A 24,024-nucleotide genomic window follows, 5' to 3' on the forward strand; every position below is an offset into this window, starting at 1 on the left:
TGACGGAATATCAAGAACACGAGGGGGCTAGATGAGCTGTCCAGGTTGCGAGCAGGTCCCGGAACAACAACAGGGCGCGGGAACGCTCTACATCCTGCCGGCCCAGCCCCACGCCGCGGCCACCATCGCCGAGGCGGTCATCGGCAAGGGCTGGCCCCTGGAGCGCGAGGGCGACTCGGTACTCTCCGTACCGGTCCCCGATGGCGAACTCGGCACCGTGATGGGTGCGCTGAACGAGGCGCTCACGCCGCAGGAACAGGCCGCCTGCCTGGCCAACTTCTTCACCGAGGGCGACAGCTGGTCACCGCAGGCGCTGCTGGCCACGCGCCCACTGGACGTACTGGTGGCCCGCAGCCAGTCGCAATGGCTCAGCGACCTCATCGATGAGCAGCGACTGCAGATGCACTTCCAGCCCATCGTCCACGCCGACGACGGCCGCACCGTCTTCGCCTACGAATCCCTGGCCCGGGGGCTGGACGCCGACGGCGGACTCATTTCCCCGGGCGAACTCTTCCCCGCCGCCCGGGCCGCCAACCTCATGTTCCACCTGGACCGGGCGGCCCGCGTCAGCGCGATCCGCCAATCCCACCAGCACGGCATCCGTCACCCGGTTTTTATCAACTTTAACCCCACCGCGGTCTACGACCCCGGGTTCTGCCTGCGGACCACATTCAAAGAGGTGCGCCGGCTGGGCATCGAGCCGCACAACTTCGTCTTCGAGGTGGTGGAGACCGACTCGGTGGCCGACGAAGCGCACCTGAAGTCCATCCTGGAGGAATACCGCCGCCAGGGCTTTCGGATTGCCCTGGACGATCTGGGCGCCGGCTTCGGCTCGCTGACGCTGATGAAGCAGATCCGCCCCGACTTCATCAAGCTGGACCGGGAGCTGGTAGACGGCGTGCACTGGGACCGTTACAAGGCCGCCATCACCTCCCACCTGATCGAGATGGGCAAAACCCTCCAGGTGCAGATCATCGCCGAGGGGATCGAGCAGGCCGAGGACTGGCACTGGTTACGCGAGCGGGGGGTGCATTACGTCCAGGGCTATTACTTCGCTCGGCCGGCCAGCCCGCCACCGACGCTGGACTGACCCACAGGACGACCCCGGGGTCAGCCCAGACCGTGGCGGCGTAGCTTGCGGTACAAGGTGCGCTCGCTCACGCCCAGCATCTGCGCCAGGCTGGCGCGATCGCCCTGGTGCAACGCCAGGGCCCGGCCCAAGTAGTGCGCCTCCGCCTCCTCCAGCGTCAGCAGTTCGTCCTCCGGCAGCACCGCCAGGCCCTTTTGCCCCACCACCTCCGGCGGCAGGTGCTCCACCAGGATCTCGGGGCCATCCGCCAACAAGCTGGCCCGCTCCAGGACATTGCGTAACTCCCGGACATTGCCCGGGAAGTCATAGGCCTGCAGGCCAGCCAATGCCTCCTCGGAGAGCTGACGCCCCTGGCCATACTCCAGCCGCCGGAGGATCGCCTCACACAGGATCTGCAGGTCATCCAGCCGGTCACGCAACGGCGGCACGTTAATCGGAAAGGTGGAGATCCGGTAGTACAGGTCTTCCCGGAACTGGCCCTGCTCCACCATCCGGCGCAGATCCCGGTGGGTCGCCGCCACCAGCCGGAAATCGGCCCGTCGCGGCTCCACACTGCCCACGCGCCGGAAGCTGCGGGTCTCCAGCAGCCGCAGCAGCTTTACCTGCAACGACAGCGGAATATCCCCCACCTCGTCCAGGAACAGCGTCCCTCCCGCCGCGGCCTCCACCAGTCCGATCCGTGAGGACACGGCGCCGGTAAAGGACCCCTTCTCGTGACCGAACAGCTCGCTCTCGAACAGGGTCTCGGTAAGCCCGGAGCAGTCCACCGGCACGAAGGGCGCCTCGTGGCGGAGACTGGCGTTGTGCACGGCCCGGGCAATCAGTTCCTTGCCGGTGCCCGTCTCACCCTGGAGCAGCACGGAGACATCGCTGGGTGCGGCCCGGGTGACCAGCCCCAGCATCCGGTTGAAGGCCCGGGAGCGCCCCGTGAGCTCACTGCCATTGGCCTGGGCACTGGCCACGGGCAGAGGCCGCAGCACCTCGATGAAGAAGCGGGTATCCCCTTCCGCCCCGGGGACAGGCCAGGTTTCCACGTCCACGTGTTCCTGCCCATGGGGGCCATGGTGAACGTGCAGCACCCGTTGTCGGCGCCGGGTATTCAGCGACGCACGCAGCGGACAGGCCTCGCCGGCCTGGTCACAGGGGACCTGGTAATGGTGGGAGACTTCGAAGCAGCGCACCCCCTCGCGCAGGGGGATATCCCCGTAGAGGCGTCGGTAGGCGCGGTTGGCGGCCAGGATGACGTAATCCAGGCCGATAAGAATGGCCGGCTCCTCGAAGGCCTCGAGCATGGCCTGGGCGTCCGGTAACCAGCGGGCGGTCGCCCCCACCCGCGCCACTTGCTCGGGCAACACGCAGTCGCCCTGGGCGTAGTACGGGCAGGGGTCCACCTCGGCATCCCGCAGGATGCATTGATCGGGGGCGTTGCGGGCGCAGGGGCCACGAGGATCGTCACTCATGGCCCCATGATAGCCCATTGCCCCCGGCGGCTCAGTGGTAGCCCTCACCCGGGCGCACCTTGCCGCGGAAGACCCAGTAGGTCCAACCGGTATACCCCATGACCACCGGCAGCACGAACAGCATGCCGATAAGCAGGAAGAGCTGGGTATCCGGGCTGGAAGCCGCATCCCAGAAGGTATGCTCCGGCGGCACCGCATAGGGCCACTTGCTGATCAGCATCCCCACGTAGAAAGAGGCGAACAGGGTCATTGCGGCGACAAAGGGCGTGCCCTCCTGACGCAGCTCCAGCGCCCGCCACAACCAGTAACTCACGACCACGGTGATCGCGGGGAACACCCACAGCCAGTGCAGGTTGTCCATCCAGCGGTTCATCACCTCTTCATGGGCGAGCGGCGTCCACAGGCTGACGATCACGAAGAAGGCCAACACCGCGATCAGCGCCTTGCTGGCGATGCCGCGGGCCCACTCCTGAAGATCGCCCTCGGTCTTCATGATCAGCCACGCGCAACCGAGGAGCACATAACCGACCACAACACCCAGACCGGTCATCACGGTGAAGGGCGTCAACCAGTCCAGCGGACCACCCACGTAGGTAAAGCCCTCGGTCTCGAAGCCCTGGATATACGCGCCGGCCACGGCCCCCTGCGCGAAGGCGGCCACCCCGGAGCCCAGGGTAAAGGCCCAGTTCCACAACGGCCGCGAGCGCGAACCGGCCTTGAACCGGAACTCGAAGGCCACACCCCGGAAGATGAGCCCGGCAAGCAGCAGAAACACGCCGATGTAGAGGGCCGGCAGGAAGACGGAGTAGACGAGCGGGAAGGCCCCAAGCAGGCCCGCCCCACCGAGCACCAGCCAGGTCTCGTTGCCGTCCCAGACCGGGGCCACGGAGTTCATCATGACATCCCGGTCTTCCTCGCTCCGGGCGAAGGGGAAAAGGATCCCCACGCCCAGGTCGAAGCCGTCCAGCAGGACGTACATGAACACGCCCAGCCCGATGATGGCGATCCAGATCAGTGTCAGATCAAGTAATTCCATTGCGCTATTACCTCCCGCTGGGCTGCGGCATCTCGTCGTCGAAGGCGGAACCCGCCGCGGACATGGGGCGCTTGGGGTGCCCGCCGGTGGCCGGCGTCTCCACCTCGATGGCCTCCGGGCCCTTGCGGATCAGCCGGGTCACGTAATAAACCCCGGCAGTGAACACCACCGCGTAGACCGTGATGTAACCGATCAGGGTGAACAGGGCCATGCCACCGGTGAGCGACGGCGAAACGGCATCCTCAAGGCGCATGATGCCGTGCACCACCCAGGGCTGGCGCCCCACCTCGGTGACGAACCAGCCGGACAGCACCGCGATGAAGGGCAGCGGAATCATCCAACTGAACACCCGCAGGGTGGCATTGGACTCCCACAGGGTGCCGCGCCAGCGCTTCCAGGCACCGACGAAGGCCATCAGGATCATAAGCATCCCGATACCCACCATGATGCGGAAGGCCCAGAACACGATCGGCATGTTGGGCCTATCCTCCGCGGCCCAGTCCTTGAGCCCCTGAACTTCGCCATCCAGGGAATGGGTGAGAATCAGGCTCGCCCCGTAGGGGATGCCGATCTCCAGGAAGTTGCGCTCCTGCTCCATGCTCGGGATGGCGAACAGCAGCAACGGCGCGCCCTCCTGGGTCTCCCAGACCCCCTCCATCGCCGCCACCTTCTCCGGCTGATGCTCGAAGGTGTTCAGGCCGTGGATGTCGCCCACCACCAGCTGCGCGGGTGCGACGATGGCCAGCAGCACCACCGTCATGCCCAACGCCTTGCGGGACTCCACCACCGCCCGGTCACGCAGCAGGTACCAGGCGCTGACGCCCGCCACCACGAACCCGGCGGTCAGGAAGGAGGCCAGGGCCATGTGGAAGAAACGCGGCCAGAAGGAAGGATTGAAGATCGCCTCCATCCAGGACGTCACGAAGAACACCCCGTCCCGCAGCTCGGTACCGGCCGGGGTCTGCATCCAGCTATTGGCAGAGAGGATCCAGAAAGAGGAGATGAACGTCCCGATGGCCACCATGCAGGCCGCGAACAGGTGCGTGCCCCGGGGCACCTTGTTCCGCCCGAAGAGCAGAATGCCCAGGAACACCGCCTCGAGGAAGAAGGCCGTGATTACCTCATAGCTGAGAATCGGGCCGAGGAAGTTCGCCGAGGCGTAAGAGAAGTCACTCCAGTTGGTCCCGAACTGGAACGACATGACAATGCCGGACACCACGCCCATGCCGAAGACCACGGCAAAGACCTGGGTCCAGAACTTGGCGAGGCGCTCGTACACCGGGTTGCCGGTGCGGTAAAGCAGCGCCTCCAGGGTGGCAATGTAGGACGCCAACCCGATGGTAAAGACCGGGAATATGGCATGGAACGACACCACGAACCCGAACTGTAGTCGCGAGAGAAAAACCGGATCCAGCTCCATTATCAACCTCCGTTGCAACACTGCGACGCTGCAGCGAGCTGTTCGTACGCGTCGGTAGCAAGCCGTATGCCACGGTGCACCACTTCGATGCGACGTCCCTTTTTCCTTCACCGGATCATGGGCTTACACATAGATATGGCACTCGGCCCCGTCACATCACCGGATCACCGACGCGGCATATGACAGACACGGCTGTCACCTGACTGTCATTTTTGGCAGCGCTTCCCGGCCAGTGATCTCTCGGTTGCGCGTCGCTAACTTACCGACCACGCTACATATCATAGATCATGGCCCCACCCGCTTTGCTCCACCCTGCGACAATCGGCCGCGGAATTTCTGCCAATGACGGCAGAACCCGACCATTCCACTCTGGCGTGCAGCTTGCAAAGCAAACCGGGACTTGCGGATCAACCAAGGAGTGCCCACAGATGGAACAACAGACCGCCATCCTGCGCATGCTCATGCGCAACAGCCGGATGTCGTACGCCGAGGTGGCCAGGGAGCTGGGCTGCTCCCGCGCCCACGCCCGCGAGCAGGTGCAACGTCTGGTTGAGGATGGGGTGATCGAGCAATTCACCGTGGTGCTGAACCCGGACAAGCTCGGGCGCACGGTATCCGCCTTCCTGGACGTGGAGGTGGCGCCGAAGGGGCTGGAGGCGGCCGCGGAGGAACTGGCCGCCACCGACGAGGTGGTCAGCCTTTACATCATGAGCGACATGCGCAGCCTGCACATCCACACCCTGACGGCGGACAACGCCGGACTGGACCGCTTCATCCGCGAGCACCTGCTTGGTCGCGACCACATTGTCCGACTGGACTGCAAGCTGCTGATGGAACGGGTGAAGCACCGGCGCGGCGGGCCCAGGCTGTAGGGCCGCCGCGCCGGAGGCGGGGCCGTCAACCGAAGAAGGTGCGGTGCAGCATCAGCACTGCGGTAATGAACAGAAACAGTGCAAAGGCGCGGCGCAGCTGCACCGTATTGAGGCGCATGGCCAGTTTCACGCCGTAGGGTGCGAAGAACACCGTGGCCGGGGCGATCAACAAGAAGCCGAGCAGGCTCACGTAACCGATGCTGAACGGCGGCCGGTCCGGCACCCCGAGGCCGGCCCAGAGAAACCCGATGACCCCGGGGATGGAGATGATGCAGCCGATGGCCGCGGCCGTTCCCACCGAGCGGTGCATGGGGAACCGGAGCGCCTGGAAGATGGGCACACTCAGGGTCCCTCCACCGATGCCCATCATGGTGGAGACCGTGCCCACGAAGCCGCCGATGGCGCGCTGGCCCCAGATGCCGGGCGTTCGCTCCGCCAGATGCGGCGGCGGGGCCGCACGCGCCATGTTCAATGCCACCAGGAGAGCGACGAAACCGAACACGCCGGTCAACACCGCGCCCGAAACCCAGGCGCTCAGGGCCACCCCCAACAGCACGCCGATCAACAGAGCCGGCCAGAGCGTTCTGAGCAGCGGAACATCCACGGTGCCATTGCGGTGGTGGTTGATGGCCGAACGGAGCGAGGTGGGCACCACCACTGCCAACGACGTGCCCACCGCCAGGTGCATCTGGACCGCGGGGTCCACTTCCAGCAGGGTGAAGACGTAAAAGAGCACCGGCACGATGACGATACCGCCCCCCACCCCGAGCAGCCCGGCCATGATGCCGGCCAGCACCCCGGTGCCCAGCAGCCCCACGACCAGTAACACCAGCTCCAGACCATTCATACGCCCGCCACTCCCCCATCGCTGCGCGGATCGGATGCGGCGAGGATGTTGCCCGCATCATCGCGCACCAGCAAGCCGGCGTGGCCCATGGCGCTGTTGCAGGCCGGCACCACTTCCAGGTCGTGCCCCTGGCCGCGCAGGGTTTCCACCAGCGCCGGCGGGAAGTCGGCCTCCAGCTTCAGGGTGTCCGTGCCAGCGCCCCAGGTCTTGCCCAGGAGCCAGCGCGGTGCCGCCACCGCCTCGCCCGGTGATTGGTTGAACACCGCCGCACGGGCAAAGACCGCCGCCTGGGTCTGTGGCTGCCCCTCGCCCCCCATGGTGCCGTAAACCAATGTGCGCCCGTCCTCCAGGCAGGCCATGGCCGGGTTCAGGGTGTGGAAGGGCCGGCGCCCCGGGTGCAGGGCGTTGAGCGCCCCGGGGTCGAGCGAGAAACTGCAGCCACGGTTCTGCCAGGTCACCCCGGTCTCCGGGACAACCACGCCGCTGCCGAACTCGTGGAACAGGCTCTGGATGAAGCTCACGCAACGGCCCTCGGCGTCGATGGCGCCGAGCCAGACGGTATCGCCCAGGTGGGCGGGCTGCGGCCAGGGCAGCGCCCGCTCCCGGTCCACCGCATCCGCAAGGGCATCGAGCGCTTCGGGCCTGAGCCACTGCTGCGGGTCCTCCGGCAGGTGGTCCGGGTCGGTGACCACGCGGTTTCGCACCAGAAAGGCCTGCTTGATGGACTCCACCATCGCGTGCACCCACTCGGGGCTCTCGGCCGCCACCGGATGGCGCCGCTGCAGCCGGTCGAACACCCCGAGAATGATCAACGAGGCCAACCCCTGGGTGGGCGGCGGCATATTCCAGAGCGTACCCAGGCTGTGGTTCATCTCCAGCGGCGCCACCTGACGGGCGGCATAAGCGGCCAGATCTTCAGGCTGCAGCGGGCTGCCGGCGGCAGCCAGCCCCTCGCCGAGCGCCCGGCCCAACTCGCCGGTGTAGAAATCCTGCAGCCCCGCACGGGCGAGCCGCTCCAGCGTGTCGGCCAGTGCCGGCTGACGGAACCCCTCCCCGGGCACCGGCAAGGCCCCGCCGGGCAGGAAATGCGCATCGAACCCCGGTTGGGGGGCCAGCTCGCTGTGCTTGTCCCGTGTAGCCTCGGCCTGACTGCGGGTCATGGCAAAGCCGTCGCGGGCATGGACAATGGCCGGTGCTAGCAGGCGACCCAGGGGCAAGCGACCGCCCCACTCCGCCTCGCTCAGCGCCAGCGCCTTCCGCCAGCCGGCCACCGTCCCGGCCACCGTATTGGCGGCCACCGGCCCGCGGTGGGGGATCTCGTCCAGGCCCTGCTCGCGGTACCAGGCCGGGGTGGCCCGGGCCGCCGCCGTGCCACAGGCCTCCACGCCGAGCGGTGCCTTGCCGGGCTCACGCAGCAACCAGAAGCTGTCGCCCCCGAGCCCGTTCATGTGGGGGTAGACCACCGCGATGGTGGCCGCCGCGGCCACCATGGCCTCAATGGCGTTTCCTCCCTCCTCCAGCACCCCGGCACCGGCCTCCGCTGCCAGATAGTGCGGTGCCGTGACCGCTGCCCGCAGCGGCTCATTATTGGCAAGCATGGTTTTGTCTCCACCTGTTCTCAGTTGATTGGATGCGCCTTGCATTCTTTTCACAGGACCGGTTCCCGGTCCACCCGGGTCACCAGCCGATCAGCTCCGGCAACCAGAGCACAATGCCGGGGAAGTACATCAATACCGCCAGCGTGATGATCTGAATGGCCACGAAGGGCACGGCACCACGGTAGATCTCGCTGGTCTTCACATCGGGCGGTGCCACGCCCTTCAGGAACAGCAGCGACCAGCCGAAGGGTGGCGTCAGGAAGGAGGTCTGCAGGTTCATGGCGATCAGGATGGCCACCCACACCATGGAGATCTCGGGGTTACCGCCCAGGAAGGGCAGGAACAGTGGCACGGCGATGTAGCTGATCTGAATCCACTCCAGGAAGAAGCCCAGAAAGAAGATCAGGACCAGCATGAAAATCAGCGTGCCGTAGAAGCCACCCGGCACCCAGTCGAACATCGCCTGCACGAGCAACTCCCCGTCCAGGCCCCGGAACGCCAGGGCAAAGACCTGCGATGCGATCAGCACGAAGAAGATCATGCAGCTGATCCTCAACGTCATGGTCACCGTCTCGCTGAACACCGTCCGGTTCAGCCGCCCGGTGAACAGGGTCAGCAGGAAGGCCCCCACCGCGCCCACCGACGCGGCCTCGGTGGGCGCGGCAACGCCGCCGACAATGGAGCCGAGCACTGCAAAGACCAGACCCAGGGGCGGCAAGACCACGATGGCCAGATCCTTGGCCAGCGCCATCCGGCTGACCGAAGCCCGCTCCTCGGCGGAGATCGCCGGCACATCCCCGGCGGAGAAGAACGCCAGCGCCAGCAGGTAGGCCAGATAAAGGCCGGAGAGCAGCAGCCCCGGAACCAGCGCGGCGGCGAACAGGCTGCCGACGGAGATGTTCATGATATCCGCCAGCACCAGCAACACCAGGCTGGGCGGAATGATCTGGCCCAGGGTCCCGGCCGCGCAGATGGTCCCGCAGGCCACGCTTCGCTTGTACCCCCGCCGGACCAGGGTGGGCAGTGCCATCAGGGTGAGCGTGACGATCGCCGCGCCGACTATGCCGGTCGCGGCCCCCAGCAGCACGCCCACCAGGATCACGGCAAGGGCCATGCCGCCGGGCAGGCCGCCACAGGCGTGGCCGATCACGTCCAGCATTCGCTCGGCTATTCGCGACTTCTCCAGCATCACCCCCATGAAGACGAACAGGGGGATGGCCAGCAGGGTGTAGTTGGTGATCACCCCGTAGATCCGCGAGGGCAGCAGCTCGAAGAGCCAGCCCTCGAAGCCGATGAAGCCGAACACGAACCCGGTCGCGGCGATGGCGAAGCCCACCGGCATGCCGGTGAGCACCAGCACGAAAAAGCCGATGATCATCGCCAGCGCATAGTATTCAAGCGGCATGGTCTCAGGCCCCCTTCAGCGCCGCAGCCTGGCTGCGTTGCAGCCAAAGGGCGTGATAGTGATAGACCAGCTTGCGGCCGTTGGTCAGCGTTTGCGCCAGGGCCTCGATGGCCACGAAGACAAAGCCCACCACCACCAGCGCCTTGGGAATAAAACGCCAGGGCAGTCCGGAGGAGTTCGGCGACCGCTCACCCCTCACAAAGGAGCTCTCTGCGAAGGGGTAACCGAAATAGATAATCAGCGCGGCGCAGGGCAGTGCCACAAGCAGCGCCGTGAGGAAGTTGAGCCAAAGCGTGCCGGTGCGGTTGAAACGGTGCGAAATGATGTCCACCCGCACGTGGTCATCGTTGCGCATGGCATAGGCGATACCGAGCATGGCCGAGAAGGCCAGCAGGTACCACTCCAGCTCCTGCGCCCAGACCGCACCAAAGCCGAATGCATAGCGGGCCACCACGTTGCCGAAGACCAGCATCACCATGGCCACCAGCGCCACCCCGGCCAGCAGGCCCGCGAGCCCGCTGATGCGGTGCAGCCAGGTTTCGAGAAATAGCGTCGTGCGCAGCATGACAGTTCTCCCGGGGGTGCAGGACGCACCCCCACGGTGTGGATTGGGCATCAGGAAAGAGGGAGGGCTTAGCCGAGCATCTTCCGACCCTTGTCACGAATCTGGGTCTGGAAGATGGTCTCGCTGTTCTCCTGCCACTCGTCGTGCTTCTTCTTGAAGGTCCAGAAGGACTCATTGACCTTCTTCACCAGCGGGTCCTTGGCGGACTCATCGCTCATGATGTCGCGGGTCGCTTCGAACAGCGCGTCGATGACATCCTCGGGCAGGGCCTCGAACTTCACCCCGTGGTTCTGGATCAGGTCCTGCAGCGCCTCGCCGTTGCGCGCCTCAAGCCAGGCGTGGGAGGTGAGGTTGCACGCCTGGGCGGCGTTCTTGATCACCGCCTGCAGGTCGGCCGGCAGCTCGCCGTAGGCATCCCGGTTGATGGCGACCTCGGTGGTGGTGCAGGGCTCGTGCCAGCCACTGGAGTAGTAGTAATCGGCCGCGTTGTGCAGACCGAGCTCCCGATCCAGGTAGGGACCGACCCACTCGGCGGCATCGATGGCGCCACGCTCCAGGGCGGGGAAGATCTCACCGCCGGGCAGCAGTCGGGCGTTGGCACCGATCGCGTTGTAGACATCGCCGGCCAGCCCGGGCATCCGGATATTCAGGCCACGGAAATCATCCAGGCTCTCTACCGGGTTACGGAACCAGCCCACCGGCTGCACCCCGGTGCAACCCACAGCGAAGGGGATCAGGTTGAAGGGCTCGTACACCTCCTTCCAGAGCTCATAGCCGCCACCGTCGGTCAGCCAGGCATTGAAGCCCTGAAAGGTCATGCCGAAGGGCACCGTGGTGAAGTACTGCGCCGCCCAGCTCTCACCGGCCCAGTAGTAGGAGCAGCCGTGGTTGAGCTGGACCTGCCGACCCCTGGACGCCGCATCGAAACCGTCGAACGCCGGCACTAGCTCATCCGCTGCATAGACGCGGATCTGGATACGGCCATCGGACATCTCTTCCACCCGCTTGGCGAAGTCCGTCGCGCTGCCCGGTCCGGTCTGATAGAACGGCAGCCCTGCGGGCCAAGTGGTGGTCATCCGCCACTGGAAGGTCTCCCGCGCCTTTACGACGGCCGGCGCTGCCACCGTGCCCGCGGTCACGGCGGCCGCGGAGCCGCCCAGCTTGAGGAACTTGCGTCGATTGATGGTCATTGGCTTTTCTCCTGCAGAGATCCGATAGTCCGCACGACCGGGGTCGCGCTTGGAGATACGGTCAGCAAGAGCCGGGCCAAACCCCGGAAAAACGACATAGGCTATTGTTATAAAAAGCGAAAAAACATCAGAACCATCACCCACAAGCGCCCCCGCTCTTGCACCAGCCCGAGGCCCGGCACCCGGTCAGCCGTTGGCCGGAACGGGGGGCTCAGACGTCGCTGGGCACCATTCCGTGCAGCACCTCACCCTTGGCCGATACAAATGGTCAGTCCGCCACGTCATGTGGTTGACAACCGGTCGCAATGCGCCGCATCGGCGCGCCCGCACCTTTTTGGTGCGCCCGAAACCGCTGCCATCGTGCTACGCTGCTGCCGGTTACACGCACGGGAGGAACCACCGCTGAGAGCCCTCACCCTGGCCATTGCCCTGCTCCCGCTGCTCTGTGCCCTGCCCCCGGCAGCGGGCGGCCCGGACACCGGCGCTGGCGGCCTACCCACCGCGGCCGCGCCCACCACCCCGGCGAACGCCCAGCCCCTCCGGATCGGTGTACTCGCCTGGCGCGGGTCTGAGCGCGCCCTCTCGAGCTGGATGCCCACCGCCGAACACCTGCGTGAACGCCTGCCCGACCATGCGATCCGCCTGGTCCCCCTGGGGCTCGAGGAGATGGAAACGGCCGTCGCCAGCGGCGAACTGGACTTTCTCATCACCAACCCCGGGCACTACGTTCACCTGGAGAACACCCACGGCGTCGGGCGCATCGCCACCCTGGAGACCCACACACTGCAGACGCCCAGCCAGGCCCTGGGCTCCGTGGTGATCGCCCGGGCGGACCGTGATGACCTGCAGGCGCTCAGTGACCTGGCCGGCCAACGGCTCCTGGCCGTCTCCCCCGAGGCCTTCGGCGGCTTCCAGATCATCCAGGACGAGTTGCGCCGGGTGGGCATCCAACCGCGGCGCGATCTGCAGGAGTTGCGCTACACCGGCTTTCCCATGGACCAGATCGTCGACCAGGTGCGGGTCGGGGCGGCAGACGCCGGTATCATCCGAAGCTGCCTGCTGGAAAGCCTGGTGGCGGAGGGCCTGGTTGAGCCGGAGCAGTTCCGGGTGGTGGGGGAGCGCGCCGAGCCGGGCTTCCCCTGCCGGCTGTCGAGCCGGCTCTACCCCGATTGGCCCTTCGCCCGCCTGGCCCATACCGATCGTGACCTGGCGCGGCGCGTGGCCATCGCGCTCATGGAGATGGCACCGCCCGAAGACAGCGAGGCCCTGGGCTGGACGGTGCCGCTCTCCTACCAACCGGTCAACGAGCTGTTTGAGCGCTTGCGCATCGGCCCCTACGCCGACTTTCCAGAGAACCCGCTGGCGGAACTGCTCTACCGCTACCGCTGGCCCCTGCTGGCGGGCCTGCTGGTGATGCTGATCGGCTTCGGCCACCACGTGCGGGCGGAATACCTGATCCGGCAACGCACTCAGGCGCTGCACGAGACCATGCGCCAGCGCGAGGCCGCCGAGGAGGCCGCCCGCCACCGCCAGGAAGAGCTGGCCCACGTGGCGCGCATCAGTACCATGGGGGAGCTGGCGGCGGGCCTGGCGCACGAGCTCAACCAACCCCTCGCTGCCATCGTCAACTACGCCAACGGCTGCCGCCGCTACCTGGAGCCCATGGACGAGCGGCAGGTACCGCAGAAGGCCCGGCTACTAGAGGCCACAAGGCATATCGCCGAGCACGGTGGGCAGGCGGCGGAGGTCATCCGCAACCTGCGCGCCTTCCTGCGCAAGGAACCGGGCGAGTTCCGGCCAGTGGATGTCAACCAGATCATCGATGAGGCGCTGGGCTTCATGGCGGTCGCCCTGCGGCGGGCGGAGACCCGGGTGGAATGCCGACTGGGCACGGGCCTGCCGCCGGTACGGGGCAATTCGGTGCAGCTGGTCCAGGTGCTGCTGAACCTCCTGAGCAACGCCCTGGAGTCCCAGGCCGAATTGCCCGCAACAGCGCGTTTCATCCATCTTTCCAGCGAACGTGCCGGCGATCGGGTGCGCATCACCGTGGCCGACCCCGGCGAGGGCATGGCCGACGCCGTCCGTGCCCGCGCCTTCGAGCCCTTCTTCACTACCAAGGACCGGGGCATGGGGCTCGGGCTCTCCCTCAGCCACTCGCTGGTACAGGAGCACGGCGGGCGGCTGAGCCTGCGCCCCCGCAAGTCTGGGGGTACACTGGCCACCATCGAACTGCCGCTGCAGGAGGAGACCGACGCATGAGCCCAGCCAACAGCGACCGGGTCTGGGTGGTGGAAGACGACGAGCGGGTCCGTCGTTCCCTCACCTGGCTGCTGGAGTCGGTCGGCCTGGCGGTGCACGAGTTTCCCGGCGCCGAGCCCTTCCTGGAGGCGTTGGACCCGACCCGACCGGGCTGTGTCCTGCTGGATATCCGCATGCCCGGGATGGGAGGGCTGGAGCTACAGCAGTTGCTGGCCCGCGACCACCCACTGCTGCCGGTCATCCTGATCACCGGCCACGGCGATGTCCCCATGGCCGTGCGTGCGCTGAAGGCCGGCGCCTACGACTTTTTTGAAAAACCCTTCAACGACCAGGAACTCCTGGAGCGGGCGCAAGCCGCCATCCAGCAACACCGGGCCGCCCTGGCTGAAGCCGCCAGCCGCGCAGGCATTGAGCAGCGCATCGCCCGCCTCACCCCCCGGGAGCGGGACGTGCTCGCGCTGATGCTGGAGGGGGCGCCGGGCAAGGTCATGGCCGCCCGCCTGCACATCAGCCCCCGCACCGCGGATGTCCACCGCCACAACGTGATGGAGAAGATGGAGGCCGCCTCCCTGGCGGAACTGATCCAGCTCTGCCTGGCGGCCGGGCTGAAGCCCGGGCAGCCCGCCGAGGGCAACCACTGACCCCCACCGCAATACCCGAGTGTTTTAATAACCTACCAGTAATTCCTTTAGACCGACGCGGAAACCCCACAATATCCGCGCCTACGCCCCCCGCCGTACGCTGACTTCCAATGGCATCGAAACCACCCCGGGAGTCAGCACCATGAAGATCAACCGCCGTAGCTTCCTGAAAAGTGCCGGGGTTCTGGCAGCCGGCACGGCCAGCGCCCCGGCGGCCGCCGCGGAGGCCGCCGCCGAGCCCACACCCCGATGGGCGATGCTCATTGACTTGCGCAAGTGCATCGGCTGCCAGGCCTGCACCGTATCCTGCATCCACGAAAACGCCGTCCCCGAGGACAGTTACCGCACCGTGGTGACCACCTACGAGGTGGCCTCAGAGGGGCGGGTGGACGCTTACATGCTACCCCGCCTGTGCAACCACTGCGCTAATCCCCCCTGCGTCCCGGTCTGCCCGGTCGGCGCCACCTGGGCCGAGCCGGGCGGCGCGGTGCTGGTGGACAACGAGCGCTGCGTCGGTTGCGGCTACTGCGTCCAGGCCTGTCCCTACGACGCCCGCTTCATCAACCACGAGACCCAGACCGCCGACAAGTGCACCTTCTGCCTGCACCGAGTCGAGGCGGGACTGCTCCCGGCCTGTGTCGAGAGCTGCGTGGGGGGTGCGCGCATCTTCGGGGATCTGAACGAGCCGGACGGCGACCTGCGCCGGGCCATGGACGAGGCCGAATCGCTCAAGGTGCTGCGCCCGGAACAGGGCACCGCACCCCACGTCTTCTACATCGGGCTGGAACCGGAGTTTGCCGGCGACGTGGACGCCGAGCCAGTGCTCTGGGACGCCCGCGCCGAGCGGAGGTAATCGCCATGGACCCCACAATCATCGAGATGGTCAACGTCAGCCGCGAGGTGGCCTGGCTGCCCTGGGCGGTGCAGTACTTCTTCCTGATCGGCTTGAGCATCGGCGCGCTGCTGATCGCCCTGCCCGGCACCCTGTTCGGCCTGCCGCGCTGGCAGCGGGTCAGTGCCATCGCCCTGCTGGTGGCACTCATCACCGGCCTGGCCGCACCCGTGGCCCTGCTGGCGGACCTGCACCAGCCCTTCCGCTTCTACCACTTCTACCTCTACCCGCAGACCAGTTCCTGGATGGCCTGGGGGGCCTTCTTCCTGCCCGCCTACGTGCTACTGCTGGTGATGCACGCCTGGCTGGTCTACCGGCCTGCTCTCAGCGAACAGGCTGAGACCGGGCCCCGTCTGCTGTCCGGGCTGTTTCGTCGCCTTGGCGGCGAGGCCCGCCCCCGGCTCCAGCAGGCCAGCGGCCTGGCCGCGCTGCTGGCGGCCCTGGCCGTGCTGACCTATACCGGCATGGAACTGGCCGTAGTGGCAGCCCGCCCTCTCTGGCACACGCCCCTGCTGCCCTGGCAGCTCTTCGCCACCGCGCTGGTGGGCGCCGCCGGCATGGCCCTGCTGCTCCAGCGGCTGCTGGTGGGTGCCGGTGATGCCCATACCGTGCGCCACCTGCAGCGGCTGCTGATCGGCAGTGCCATCGGTGTAGCGGCCATCGGCCTGCTCTGGCTGTTCCTGGGCTTCAGTGGCACCAGCCCCTCCTACCAACAGGCCATCACCCAGCTCACCCGCAACCCCGGCTGGCAGCTGAACGCCGCCTGGACAGCGCTGGCCTTGGTGGCGCCGGTGGCCGCCGCCTGGCTGCTGCCCCGGCACGGCTGGCTCAGCGGCCTGCTCGCCCTGCACTTCGCCTGGATGTTCCGCTGGTCGGTCTTCATGGACGTCCAGTCCCTGCCCAAGGCCGCCGCCGGCTACCAGCCCTACGTCCTGCCCTTCGGGACCGACGGCCTGCTGGGCATCGTCGGCACCGCGGGCCTGGTGGTCTTCCTGGTGCTGGTACTGAGCAGCCTGCTGCCCTGGCAGCGCCCCGCCCTTCCCGCCCTGACTCACCACGCCCCGGCCACCCTGCCGGGCCACCGTCCCGAGGAGGTCTGAGCCATGGACCGTTCCCGTCGCAATCTATTGAAGACCGGCGCCGCGGGCGCCGCCCTCGCCACCGCCGCCGTGGGTTATTCCGGTGTGCTGGGCAAGATGAGCCAGGGCCAGTGGGCCGGGGAGCGCCCGCCCAGCGCCCTGCACGGCAAGTCGCTGGCACCGGAGTTCCAGGTGGACGCCATCACCGGCGCCATCACCCCCAATCCGGACCAGCGCACCGCCTTCACCATGTGCATGGGTTGCACCACCTTCTGCGGCGTGCGCCTGCGCATCGACCGGCAGAGCGGTGACGTACTGCGGGTGGCCGGCAACCCCTACAGCCCCCTCTCCGCGGACCCCGCCCTGCCCTGGGAGACACCGGTGGAGGAGGCGCTGCACAGTCTCTCCCGCCACGGCAAACGCGGTCTGGAGGGCCGTTCCACCGCCTGCGGCCGGGGCGCAGCAGTGCTGGAGCAGATGCGCTCGCCCCACCGGGTGACCCAGCCCCTGAAGCGGGTCGGCCCGCGCAACGGCGGCGAGTGGCAGCCCATCTCCTTCGAGCAACTGATCGAGGAGCTGGTGGAAGGGGGCGACCTGTTCGGCGAGGGGCACGTGGACGGCCTCCGCGCCATCCGCGACCTGGACACCCCCATCGACCCGGAACGCCCGGAACTGGGCCCCCGGGCCAACCAGTTGGCAGTGATCGACGCCGCCAACGACGGCGGCCGCGCCTTCGCCCAGCGCTTCTCCCGGCTGGCCTTCGGCAGCCAGAACTACGCCGGCCACGGCTCCTACTGCGGCGGGGCCTACCGCTCCGGTTCGGCGGCCATGTTCGGCCACCTCCGGCAGATGCCCCACGCCAAGCCCGACTTCCGCCACGCGGATTTCGTGCTGTTCATCGGCACCGCGCCCGGCAACGCGGGCAACCCCTTCAAGCGCCAGGGCCGGCAGATCGCCGACGCCCGCAGCGACGCCGGGCGCAACTTCGAGTACGTGGTCATCGACCCGGTGCTCACCCACGCCGGCAACAAGCCCAGCGCCCACGCCGGCCGCTGGGTACCCATCAAGCCCGGCACCGACGGCGCCATGGCCATGGCCCTGATCCGCTGGATCCTGGACAACAAGCGGGAGGACCAGACCTACCTGGCCCAACCCAACCCGGACGCCGCCGAGGCCGCCGGCGAGGCCAGCTGGAGCAATGCTACCCACCTGGTGGTGCAGACCCCCGGTGATCGCCGCGACGGCCGCATGCTCCGGGCCGCCGACCTGGGCCTGGGTAGCGACGAGCAGTACGTGGTCCTCCCGGACGACGGGGACGAGCCGGTGGCGCACGACCGTCTGACCGGCCCTGCCCGGCGCTACTTCCGTGGCCAGGTGACCACCGCCGACGGGGAGAGCCTGACCGTCGCCACCAGCCTCACCCTGCTGCGCGAGGCGGCCGAGCAGCACACCCTGGCCGAGTACTCGGCGATCTGCGGCATCCCCGAGCAGACCCTGATTGACCTGGCCGATACCTTTACCCGCCACGGCAAGCGGGCGGCGGCCAACACCCACGGCGGCATGATGGCCGGCAACGGCTTCTACAACGCCTGGGCGGTGGTGATGCTGAACACCCTGATCGGCAACCTGAACTGCAAGGGGGGCACGGTGGTGGCCGGCGGGCGCTACCCGGAGGTGGCCCCGGGTCCCCGCTACAACCTGGTGGACTTTCCGGGCAAGGTGGCCCCCCGCGGCCGGCATGTCAGCCGCAACAGCCAGCCGTTGACCGATCGGCCCGTGGAGGCGCCCTGGTTCCCGGTGGCGCCCAACCTCACCGTGGAGCTGTTCAGCTCTGCGCTGGACGGCTACCCCTATGGCCTGAAGGCACTCTTCCTGCGCAACGCCAACCCGCTCTACGGCATCCCGGGCATGGCCAAGCACCTGGAAGAGAAGCTGCGCGACCCCGGGCGCATCCCGCTGCTGGTCTCCATCGACCCCTTCATGAACGAGACTTCCGCCTACGCCGATTACGTGGTGCCGGACACCTTCATGTACGAGGCCTGGGGCTGGGCCGCCCCGTGGGCCGGCGTGCCCACCCGGGTAACCACCGCCCGCTGGCCGGCGGTGGAGTCCCCCAACGCCCGCACGGCGGAGGGGAGCCCGGTCTGCATGGAGAGCCTGTTCATCGGCCTGGCCAAGGCCATGGACCTCCCCGGCTTCGGCGACGACGCCATCCCCGACGCCGACGGCCGACTGCACCCCCTGCACCGGCCGGAGGATTACTACGTCCGCGCCGGCGCCAACGTGGCCTGGGCCGATGACCCGGTACCGGAGGTGAATGACACCGAGCTGGCCCTGAGCGGCGTGGACCACATTCGCCCGGTGCTGGAAGACTGCCTCAAGCCCGAGGAGTGGCGGCGGGTGGCCTACGTCTACGCCCGGGGCGGCCGCTACGAGGACGAAGCCCGCGCCTTCGAGGGGACCAAGACCCGGCACCGCTTTGGCGGCCCCATGCACCTCTACCGCGAGGAGGTGGGCACGGCCAGCAACGGCCTCATGGAAGAGCGCTTCCCCGGCACCCCCACCTGGTACCCGGCCCGCTTCGCCGACGGTAGCAAGGTCGCCGAACATTACCCGGAACCGGAGTGGCCGGCGCAACTGATCAGCTTCAAGTCACCGCTGCAGAACTCCTACAGCATCGCGGTGAAACGCCTGCGCCAGCTGCATCCGGACAACCCGGTACTGGTCCACCCGGAGGACGCGGCGCGCTGGGGCCTGCGCAACGGCCAAAGCGTACGCATCACCACCCCCGGAGGCAGTGAAACCGCCATCGTGCAGCTGCGCCGGGGGGTGCAGCGGGGCGTGATCGCCGTGGAGCACAGCTTCGGGCACAAGGAGTTGGGGGCGCGGCAGCACCGGATCGGCGATCAGGACTTCGGGGGTGAGGGGGCCCTGGCGGCCGGGCTCAACCTCAACGATCTGGGGCTGGCGGACCCCACCCGGTCCGGCAGTTCCGTCTGGGTGGACCCCGTGGCCGGCAGTACAGTGCGGCAGGGCCTGCCGGCGCGTATCACACCAGCCTGAGAGGATCGACTATGATCTAGTCAGGTTCCGCCACAGGAGCACGGCGTGATTGGAGACCGCCGCGTCATCGCCTTCCACGACGCCCGGATGCTGGAGCACCGGCCGGATGTTCAGGACGCATACCAGCCGGGCCGGCTGGCCACCCGCGTGAAGCGCATGCTGGACGGGCTCACCATCCAGTGGAACTACCCGGAACACCCGGGCCGGCTCACCGCCATCGTCGACCTGCTGGTACGTGAGCCGGTTCCCGGGGTGACCTTCCGCGCCGGGCGCACCGCCTCCCCGGCGGAGCTGGCCCGGGTTCACACGTACTCCTACCTTGAGAGCATCTACGCCTTACGCGGTAAACACGCCTGGCTGGACGTGGACACCACCGCGGTCTCCCCCGGCAGCGTGGACGCCGCCGAAGTGGCCGCCGGTACTGCCATCGCCGCCGTGGAAGCGGTGTTCGGCGGTGAGGCGGATGCCGCCTTCGCCCTGGCGCGGCCACCCGGGCATCACGCCGAGGCGGTGCGGGCGCGCGGATTCTGCCTGTTCAACAACGTGGCCGTCGCAGCCGCCCACGCCCAGGCGGCGTTGGGCTGCGAGCGGGTACTGATCGTCGACTGGGACGCCCACCACGGCAACGGCACCCAGGATATCTTCCGCGCAGACCCCGACGTACTCTTCTTCGACACCCATCGGGCCCCTCCCTTCTACCCCGGTTCCGGCCGGCTGGAGGAGATCGGTGACGGCCTCGGTGAAGGGGCCACTGTCAACGTACCGCTGCCCGCCGGAGCCGGGGACGCCGCCCTGCTGCGCGCCTTCCGGGACGTCCTGGTACCCGCCGCCGACTGGTTCCGCCCCGACCTGGTGCTGGTGTCCGCCGGGTTCGACCCGCACCGGCTGGATCAGGCACTGGACGTCAGTTACGAGGGCTTTGCGGCCCTGACCGGCGTCGTACAGGACATTGCCGACCGGCACAGTCGCGGGCGTATCGCCTTCGTGTTGGAAGGGGGCTACAACGTTGAAGCCCTGTCACGGGGTGCGCGGACGGTGCTGGAAGTCCTGGCCGGCCGGGCACCGACGCCCGTGGCGGAAACCGGTATGGACGAGGTGGAGGACGCCATCCAGTTTCATCGGGACGCCTTCCAGGCGCCCTGAGCCCGGGGCCTCCACCCCGCCCGGCGACAACGATTACAACCCCTCCCGGATCACTGCCTGACGCAGTACCCGCTGCCGGCGCAGAATGGCGCGAAAGGCACCCCGCACGGCCCGGTATTCCGCCCCCGTCAGGTCCGCGACCGGTACCTGGTTGTGCAACGGGCGCCCGGCCCGAATGGCCTCCGCGTGCAGGCGGGCCCGGGTCGCGATCACGGCACGGTAGCCGGCCATCAGCCGCTCGGCGTCATCCTCGGCCAATGCACCGGCCGCAGCCGCCTGCTCCAACCTCTCCAGCGTGTGGCGGGCGCTCACTCCGGCGCGCACGGCGTACACCCGAGCCAGCTGGACCAACGGCAGGATCGCGCCCTGTTTCAGGTCCACCCGGCCCGCGTGCTCGCCGACCCAGGGGGTCCAGATGCGCCCCAACGCATGCCACGGGGGTCGTGGCCGCGTAGCGCCATCGCTCAGCCGGGCAATAAAACGCCGGTTGGCTGCGGCCGCCGCCAAGGCCTCTTCGCGGACCGGCTCGAACAGCGAGGGGTCACCGGCCACCCCGCGAAGGTCCAGGTAATGGGTGGCCAACATGACGGCCTTGCGCTCCGGGGCCTCGACCACCGAGCGCATCGCCTGCCGCCAACCGGACACGCTGCGCCGCCACTCCCGGTTCGCCGGGCTGACACCACCGGGGCAATGGGGCAGCCCACAGGCATCGAGCCCGCCAGTCACCCGTTGCGCGAGGGCGCGGTACCAGTCATCCGCCCCCTTGGGCAGGCCGTCGGCATAAACCAGGGCGTTGTCCTGGTCGGTATGCACGGTCTGCTCCGCCCGGCCCTGGGAACCGCAAGCCAGCCAGGCCCAAGGGCCGGGGGCGGGTTCGGCAAGCTCCGCCTCCGCCAGGGCGATCAGACGCCGGGTGAGCGTATCCACCAGCCCGGTGATGAGGCGGGCCTGGGCGGTGCCCGCCATACCCGAGTGCGCCAGCGAGGCCTGCAGCGGCACGAACTCACCCGCCAGGCGCTGCAGGGCAGGCTGGCCCTCGGCCCTGCCCAGTGCCTGCGCGAGGTCGGCCACCGCCGCCGGCGGGCCGGTGGCAAGCCCCTCAACGACGGGCCCAATCACTGTGTTCAAGTCGGTCAACACGCTCCCCTTCCCGGCGGTGCCGGAAGCAGCTATGGGATTGAGCTTAGCGCACCAAGGGGCCCCGCCCTACCGGGGCTCGCCGGCGCCTCGCGGAGAAACCGCCGACCGATACGAAAAAAGCCCGCCAAAAGGCGGGCTCAAGAGAATCAGTGAGGCGGATGCCGCACCGGCTGGTGCGGCATCCGGATCGCTCCAGTCAGCGATCAGTCGGCGCGCGGCACACGCACGCTTTCCACCAGCTTCTGGATCTCGGCCGGCGGCGGCGCGGTCATCTTGGCCACGCTGAAGGCCACGATGGCGTTCACGCAGGCACCGATCACCCCGAAGCTGCCCGGGTTGATACCGAACAGCCAGTACTCGGCGGTGTCCGGCAGCAGGGCAAGCTGCGGGAAGAACAGGAAGCCCTTGTAGGTGAACACGTAGCCCAGGGTGACAATCAGACCGGCCAGCATACCGGCGATGGCACCCTCGCGGTTCATCTTGCGGTAGAAGATGCCCATCATCAGCACCGGGAACAGGCTGGCTGCGGCAAGGCCGAAGGCCAGTGCCACCACCTCGGCCGCGAAGCCGGGCGGATTAAGCCCCAGGTAACCGGCGAAGATGATCGCCACGGCCATGGAGATACGGGCCGCAAGCATCTCGTTCTTCTCGCTGATATCCGGCTTGAACACACCCTTGAGCAGGTCGTGAGAGATCGCCGAAGAGATGGCCAACAGCAGACCCGCCGCGGTGGACAGGGCCGCCGCGATACCACCCGCAGCCACCAGGGCGATCACCCAGGTCGGCAGACCGGCGATCTCCGGGTTGGCCAGCACGATGATGTCACGGTCCAAGGTAGTGAGCTCAGAGCCTTCCCAGCCCCACTCTTCCTCGGCCATCTGGGCAAACTCTTCGTTCGCATCGTTGTAGTACTGGATACGGCCGTCGTTGTTCTTGTCCTCGAACGCCAGCAGGCCGGTCTCACTCCAGCGCTCCATCCAGGCCGGCATCTCGTCGTAAGCCAGATGGGACTCTTCCTGACCAATGTTGTGACGGTCGGTGACCACGGTGTCGATCAGGTTCCACATGGCCATCGCACCCACGGCCGGGGCAGTGGTGTACAGAATGGCGATGAAGACCAGGGACCAGCCGGCGGACTTACGCGCGTCGCGGATACGCGGCACGGTGAAGAAGCGGATGATCACGTGCGGCAGACCGGCGGTACCGATCATCAGCGAGGCGGTGAGCAGGAACATGTTGAGCATGTTCATGCCGCCCTCAGTGGCCGAGTAGGCGGTGAAGCCCAGGTCCACCAGGGTCTGGTCCAGCGCCTCGAGCAGGTAGGTATCGGAACCCACCAGGGTGCTACCCAGGCCGATCTGCGGGATCGGCACACCGGTGATGGCGATGGCAATGAAGACCGCCGGCACGGTGTAGGCGAAGATCATCACGCAGTACTGGGCAATCTGGGTGTAGGTGATGCCCTTCATGCCGCCGAACACCGCGTACAGGAACACCACGAACATGCCGGAGATCAGACCCACGGTCAGGTCCACTTCCAGGATGTTCGAGAAGGCGATCCCGACACCGCGCATCTGGCCGATAACGTAGGTGATGGAGATGGCCAGCAGGCAGATAACCGCGATGACCCGCGCCGTCTTCGAGTAGAACCGGTCGCCGATGAACTCCGGCACCGTGAACTTACCGAACTTACGCAGGTAGGGGGCCAGCAGCAGGGCCATCAGCACGTAGCCGCCCGTCCAACCCATCAGGAAGGCGCCGCCCGTGAAGCCCAGGAAGGCGATAAGGCCGGCCATGGAGATGAAGCTCGCCGCGGACATCCAGTCCGCCGCGGTGGCCATGCCGTTGGCAACCGGGTTGATGCCCTTGCCAGCAACGTAGAACTCGCTGGTGCTACCGGTGCGGGCCCAGATCGCGATACCGATGTAGAGCGCGAACGTGAGACCCACCACGGTCAGGTTAAGTATCTGTTGAGATCCTTCCATTGTTATTCAGCCTCAGTCCTCGTAGACGTCGTATTCGCGATCAAGTTTGTTCATGCGCCATGCATAGAAGAAAATGATCACCAGGAAGGTATAGATGGAGCCCTGTTGCGCCACCCAGAACCCAAGCGGGTAGCCACCGATGCTGAAGTTGTTCAGCCAGTCGGCCAGCAGCACACCCAGACCCAGGCCTACGACGGCCCAGACGACGAGGCAGCCCCCAATGATTCTGAGGTTAGCCCGCCAGTACTCGCCTCTGTCTTTTGTCACCTGATTTTCCGAATCAGACATTGATGACACTCCTCTTTCCTAGGATTGAAGTGATGATTCAGCAATTCCCTT

At 67.3% G+C, this 24,024-nt stretch carries 19 protein-coding genes; 8 read left to right on the forward strand and 11 right to left on the reverse strand.

Translation table 11 applies throughout. The features are described from left to right. The first annotated feature begins 31 nt into the window (after positions 1 to 31). Positions 32 to 1,090, forward strand: coding sequence for an EAL domain-containing protein (locus tag DFR31_RS03890; RefSeq protein ID WP_121441328.1), 1,059 nt, complete (start codon positions 32 to 34; stop codon positions 1,088 to 1,090). Positions 1,091 to 1,110: 20 nt separating this feature from the next. Here DFR31_RS03890 and DFR31_RS03895 read toward each other — a convergent pair whose 3' ends face one another. The 3 genes from DFR31_RS03895 to DFR31_RS03905 all read right to left on the reverse strand — a co-directional run bounded on the left by DFR31_RS03895 (position 1,111) and on the right by DFR31_RS03905 (position 5,006). Further along, complete coding sequence (locus DFR31_RS03895; RefSeq protein WP_121442161.1) at positions 1,111 to 2,382, reverse strand: sigma-54 interaction domain-containing protein; 1,272 nt, start codon at positions 2,380 to 2,382, stop codon at positions 1,111 to 1,113. A gap of 199 nt (positions 2,383 to 2,581) precedes the next feature. Next, positions 2,582 to 3,586 (reverse strand): cytochrome d ubiquinol oxidase subunit II, encoded by a 1,005-nt coding sequence (gene cydB / locus DFR31_RS03900; protein ID WP_121441329.1) that lies wholly within the window; start codon positions 3,584 to 3,586, stop codon positions 2,582 to 2,584. Between the two features lie 7 nt (positions 3,587 to 3,593). After that, positions 3,594 to 5,006, reverse strand: a complete 1,413-nt coding sequence (locus DFR31_RS03905; RefSeq protein ID WP_121441330.1) for a cytochrome ubiquinol oxidase subunit I — start codon at positions 5,004 to 5,006, stop codon at positions 3,594 to 3,596. 428 nt (positions 5,007 to 5,434) lie between these two features. Between DFR31_RS03905 and DFR31_RS03910 the strand changes: the two genes are divergently transcribed. Beyond that, on the forward strand, positions 5,435 to 5,878 hold the full coding sequence (locus DFR31_RS03910) for an Lrp/AsnC family transcriptional regulator (RefSeq protein WP_121441331.1): 444 nt from the start codon (positions 5,435 to 5,437) through the stop codon (positions 5,876 to 5,878). Between the two features lie 25 nt (positions 5,879 to 5,903). On the opposite strand, the gene DFR31_RS03915 is transcribed toward DFR31_RS03910, so the two are convergent. The 5 genes from DFR31_RS03915 to DFR31_RS03935 all read right to left on the reverse strand — a co-directional run bounded on the left by DFR31_RS03915 (position 5,904) and on the right by DFR31_RS03935 (position 11,483). After that, positions 5,904 to 6,725, reverse strand: a complete 822-nt coding sequence (locus DFR31_RS03915) for a sulfite exporter TauE/SafE family protein (protein ID WP_121441332.1) — start codon at positions 6,723 to 6,725, stop codon at positions 5,904 to 5,906. Beyond that, entirely contained in the window at positions 6,722 to 8,323 is a 1,602-nt protein-coding gene (locus DFR31_RS03920; RefSeq protein ID WP_121441333.1) for a gamma-glutamyltransferase family protein, read from the reverse strand. Before DFR31_RS03920 ends, DFR31_RS03915 begins: the two co-directional genes overlap by 4 nt. 79 nt (positions 8,324 to 8,402) lie before the next feature. Next, complete coding sequence (locus tag DFR31_RS03925) at positions 8,403 to 9,728, reverse strand: TRAP transporter large permease (protein ID WP_121441334.1); 1,326 nt, start codon at positions 9,726 to 9,728, stop codon at positions 8,403 to 8,405. Positions 9,729 to 9,732: 4 nt separating this feature from the next. After that, positions 9,733 to 10,293 carry a TRAP transporter small permease subunit gene (locus DFR31_RS03930; protein ID WP_121441335.1) on the reverse strand — a complete coding sequence of 187 codons (561 nt, stop codon included), beginning with the start codon at positions 10,291 to 10,293 and terminating at the stop codon, positions 9,733 to 9,735. A 68-nt stretch (positions 10,294 to 10,361) separates the two neighbouring features. Beyond that, the gene (locus DFR31_RS03935) at positions 10,362 to 11,483 is read right to left on the reverse strand and encodes a TRAP transporter substrate-binding protein (protein WP_121441336.1); all 1,122 of its coding nucleotides are present in this window, start codon (positions 11,481 to 11,483) and stop codon (positions 10,362 to 10,364) included. A gap of 360 nt (positions 11,484 to 11,843) precedes the next feature. Between DFR31_RS03935 and DFR31_RS03940 the strand changes: the two genes are divergently transcribed. From DFR31_RS03940 to DFR31_RS03965, 6 genes are all read left to right on the forward strand, one after another. Further along, the gene (locus DFR31_RS03940) at positions 11,844 to 13,742 is read left to right on the forward strand and encodes a sensor histidine kinase (RefSeq protein ID WP_170153586.1); all 1,899 of its coding nucleotides are present in this window, start codon (positions 11,844 to 11,846) and stop codon (positions 13,740 to 13,742) included. After that, positions 13,739 to 14,383, forward strand: coding sequence for a response regulator transcription factor (locus DFR31_RS03945; protein WP_121441338.1), 645 nt, complete (start codon positions 13,739 to 13,741; stop codon positions 14,381 to 14,383). The genes DFR31_RS03940 and DFR31_RS03945 overlap by 4 nt, the downstream gene beginning before the upstream one ends. A gap of 142 nt (positions 14,384 to 14,525) precedes the next feature. Further along, positions 14,526 to 15,236, forward strand: a complete 711-nt coding sequence (dsrO, locus tag DFR31_RS03950; RefSeq protein ID WP_121441339.1) for a sulfate reduction electron transfer complex DsrMKJOP subunit DsrO — start codon at positions 14,526 to 14,528, stop codon at positions 15,234 to 15,236. A gap of 5 nt (positions 15,237 to 15,241) precedes the next feature. Continuing rightward, positions 15,242 to 16,375, forward strand: a complete 1,134-nt coding sequence (nrfD, locus tag DFR31_RS03955; protein WP_121441340.1) for an NrfD/PsrC family molybdoenzyme membrane anchor subunit — start codon at positions 15,242 to 15,244, stop codon at positions 16,373 to 16,375. A gap of 3 nt (positions 16,376 to 16,378) precedes the next feature. Further along, the gene (locus DFR31_RS03960; protein WP_121441341.1) at positions 16,379 to 19,417 is read left to right on the forward strand and encodes a molybdopterin dinucleotide binding domain-containing protein; all 3,039 of its coding nucleotides are present in this window, start codon (positions 16,379 to 16,381) and stop codon (positions 19,415 to 19,417) included. A gap of 45 nt (positions 19,418 to 19,462) precedes the next feature. After that, positions 19,463 to 20,560, forward strand: coding sequence for a histone deacetylase family protein (locus DFR31_RS03965; RefSeq protein WP_211328229.1), 1,098 nt, complete (start codon positions 19,463 to 19,465; stop codon positions 20,558 to 20,560). A 33-nt stretch (positions 20,561 to 20,593) separates the two neighbouring features. On the opposite strand, the gene DFR31_RS03970 is transcribed toward DFR31_RS03965, so the two are convergent. From DFR31_RS03970 to DFR31_RS03980, 3 genes are all read right to left on the reverse strand, one after another. Continuing rightward, a complete protein-coding gene (locus DFR31_RS03970; protein WP_245971122.1) occupies positions 20,594 to 21,679 on the reverse strand; it encodes a DUF294 nucleotidyltransferase-like domain-containing protein in 1,086 nt (361 codons plus the stop codon). Between the two features lie 224 nt (positions 21,680 to 21,903). After that, on the reverse strand, positions 21,904 to 23,685 hold the full coding sequence (locus DFR31_RS03975) for a sodium:solute symporter family protein (protein ID WP_121441343.1): 1,782 nt from the start codon (positions 23,683 to 23,685) through the stop codon (positions 21,904 to 21,906). A gap of 12 nt (positions 23,686 to 23,697) precedes the next feature. After that, positions 23,698 to 23,973, reverse strand: coding sequence for a DUF4212 domain-containing protein (locus DFR31_RS03980; protein ID WP_121441344.1), 276 nt, complete (start codon positions 23,971 to 23,973; stop codon positions 23,698 to 23,700). Between the last annotated feature and the right edge of the window lie 51 nt (positions 23,974 to 24,024).

The sequence above is a fragment of the Alkalispirillum mobile genome (assembly GCF_003664325.1).
GTDB classification, from domain to species: domain Bacteria; phylum Pseudomonadota; class Gammaproteobacteria; order Nitrococcales; family Halorhodospiraceae; genus Alkalilimnicola; species Alkalilimnicola mobilis.